General features: G+C 46.1%; 2 protein-coding genes and 1 pseudogene. 1 reads left to right on the forward strand and 2 read right to left on the reverse strand.

Annotated features, from left to right (window positions below):
* Positions 1 to 481: pseudogene (locus H6S82_RS26310) on the reverse strand (hypothetical protein); the annotation flags it as partial.
* A gap of 343 nt (positions 482 to 824) precedes the next feature.
* Positions 825 to 2,234 (reverse strand): LCP family protein, encoded by a 1,410-nt coding sequence (locus H6S82_RS26315; RefSeq protein WP_322111948.1) that lies wholly within the window; start codon positions 2,232 to 2,234, stop codon positions 825 to 827.
* 328 nt (positions 2,235 to 2,562) lie between these two features.
* On the opposite strand from H6S82_RS26315, the gene H6S82_RS26320 reads away from it, so the two are divergent.
* The coding region (locus H6S82_RS26320) for a sugar phosphate nucleotidyltransferase (protein ID WP_191056960.1) at positions 2,563 to 3,129 on the forward strand (567 nt) is incomplete at its 3' end.

Raw genomic sequence — 3,129 nt, forward strand, 5'->3', positions numbered from 1 at the left:
TTTTAATTTCCGGATCGTTAGCCAGCCCTTTTTCCTTCGCCAACCCTTTTAAAAATGCTAGTTCTCCCGGTTCGAGGACTCCATCTATCCAAGCAAAACCGATGAGAATTTTTAATAATTGCTTTCCAATTCCTGAAGAGTCTACTTCGCGTACAAGTAAGACGACTTTGGGAATAGCTACCTCAAAATGCTCGTTTTCCGTGGCATCAGAACGAATTTCTTTTTCTGTGCTATACAATACTTTGGAACTATCTGGCGTTTTGACAACGATAAATAAATCGGGATTGCCTTCAAAATGTTCAAATCTGCCTTTAAAATCGGCTTCATTGTAAGTGATTTCAAATCCGCCATCGCTATTTGTGAGCGCTTTTCCTAATTCATCATTTTTGAGAAAATCTTTATCAAATGCTTCGACAATTAGGTCAGGAATTCCTAAACCGCTTTCAGCTTCGTAAACACGGCCAGTAATTGTGAATGACATTACCAAACTCCCGCTCGAAGTAACAATATCCCAAACAATTGCCATCAAACCGATATCCCACGGAACAACCCCTGTGTTTCAGACATCCCGGCCCGTTGCGATCGAAGGTACCGAGCTATCCTGCGTGTATTTTACCGCTAAGAAGGGTTCGAGGCGTTAAGGGTAAAAATCCCTATTTGCTGTTGCTCACATTAATCGTATTCTAGAAGTACTTTGGCAAGTTATGAGAGATTGCAAAAAATATTCATAAATAGCGATATATCTTTTTTGCCAATAAAATGATAAAACGGTGATGCACATATCCAGAACACGGCATCACCGCTTTAGCAAAAGGAAATTTGATTTAATAGTTAGCCACAGAATCAGGCCAATCTTTGCCGACGCGCAGCGTTAAGTCGGATTCTAGATCGCCGATAGATGCGGCTTCAATATTACCCAAACCCAAAGCACTTTTAAGGTTTTCTGCTGCTTTTATATCGCCTTGTTGCACAATAATTTGTGTACGGCGCTCCTCTTGCGGCCAATCTTTTACCAGGTAGATATTGCGGAAGCCAAGATTTTTTAAATACTCGGCAACGCGATCGCTGAGAGCGGGCTGACCGGAAGCATTTTGGATAGCGATGCGAATAGAATTGTCTGAAGGTTTAGCATCAGAGGCAATATCTTTTGAGTTGATGCCAAAATAATCGTGCATAATGCGATCGCGCCCAGCTTTATCCATAATCCAGTAGCTAGCAGCGTACTCTTTTGGCCCGCTGAAACGACCGGGCAACATGACCATTTTGATATCGGCGCGATCGAGCTTCAGCCCGAAATTTGCCAACGCTAACATTTCTTCCAAACTAATATTAGTGTCAACGTATCTTTGCATCACCCGCACGATCCCTGGCAAACGAGGTAATATAGTTGGACTGCTCAGACGTTCTCGCAAAGCTTTCAGCAATACCTGCTGTCTCTGCACCCTGCCGATATCGCCTTTGCGATCGTTGCGGAAACGGGCAAATTGTTCGGCTTGTTCGCCGTTGAGAACTTGCCATCCTTGTTCCAAATCGATTTTCAAACGTTGAGTTTCGTCCACATATTGCATTTTTTGAGGAACAAAAACTTCCACACCGCCCACTAAATCTACCAATTCCCGAAAAGCATCGGTAGTAACGCGAACGTAGCGATCGATCTCCACATCGTTAAGCACACCCCTGACAATGTTTGCCGCCAAAGCTGGGCCACCATCCACATTTGCCTGGTTGATTTTTTTGATACTCAATTGGGGAGTGTCTACGCGGGTATCTCGTGGAATCGATAGCATTTTGACAGAATAGTCTTTGGGGTCTATCCTTACCAGCAACATCGTGTCGCTGCGACCGTTCATGCGCGTAGGGGAGTCTTCCTCTGCATCGGGAACGCGATCGAGTCCCATCACTAAAATATTAATCGGTCGCGACAAACGATACACAAAGGCATTGCGCCACAAATCGTGCAGCGACCAAGCTTGCGGCTGAAACATTTGCTGCGATAGGGGTACAAGCAAAGCGACTGTTGCCCCGACGGTGGCAGAAACGGTTGTTGTCCCGACTAAAGCCAAACTCCAAAACAACCATTTCGCCATTGGCGGGCGTTTAAACGTATGCAGCAAACGACTCTTTAAACTGACTAGCTGTGCAAAAAGTAGCCTAGAAGACTCCTGAGATTTCTCAGAAAAATTAGAAGGTTGAGATTCTGACCCATTTCCAACAGGTTCTACTCCGTCTAACACTCGTCACACTCCTACCACACCTAAAAATCCACAACTTTGGTGTGTCATTACTCACACACAAGTCAACGAGATTATAGCTTGACCGGAAAGAACGTAGAAAAGTCAAAAAAAAGGGATTGGGGATTAGGGGCTAGGGGAAAGGGCAAGAGGAAAGAGAGAAAAGATTAATTCTCTCCTTTTTCCCTTTTCCCTTTCCCCTCTCCCTCTTCCCTCTTTCCTTGCCCCTAACCCCTAATCCCTAGCCCCTAGCCCCTAGAAAAAAGGCGTCGGGGTAAGCCAAATCGGGATAAACTTTGTACGATAGGGCGAGGTAGCGTAAAAACAAGCGATGACTAGCTCTTTGATTCCTGTTATCCTTGCTGGTGGTAAAGGCGAACGCTTCTGGCCTCTCAGCCGCAAGCATCGACCCAAGCAGTTTTTAAGTCTGGACGGTAGCGGCAAAAGTCTGCTGCAAGCAACGTCCGATCGCCTTTTGGCATTTTCTGGTGTCTGGGAGAAGTTGTGGGTCTGTACGAGCAGTCAACTAGCTGACGGTGTGCGATCGCAATTACCCCTTTTGCCAGTTGACAATTTGCTGGTAGAACCGGAAGGACGCGATACTGCACCGGCGGTAGCTTGGACAACGCTGGAAATTGCACGGCGCTACGGCGACAATGCTGTGGTGGGATTTTTCCCCGCTGACCACTGGATCGCTGATGAGTCGGCTTTTCAGGAAACTATTAATGCAGCGACTCAATTAGCGGCTGAAAAAGAAGCGATCGTCACTTTGGGGATTAAACCCAATTATCCCTCTACCGGTTACGGCTATATTGAACAAGGGGAACAGGTAGGCACGTTTGGGGAATTACCCGCTTACCGGGTGAGTCGCTTTACAGAAAAACCCGATCGCGAAACG

It is taken from the genome of Planktothrix sp. FACHB-1355 (genome assembly GCF_014748295.1).
GTDB classification, from domain to species: Bacteria; Cyanobacteriota; Cyanobacteriia; order Cyanobacteriales; family Aerosakkonemataceae; genus Aerosakkonema; species Aerosakkonema funiforme_A.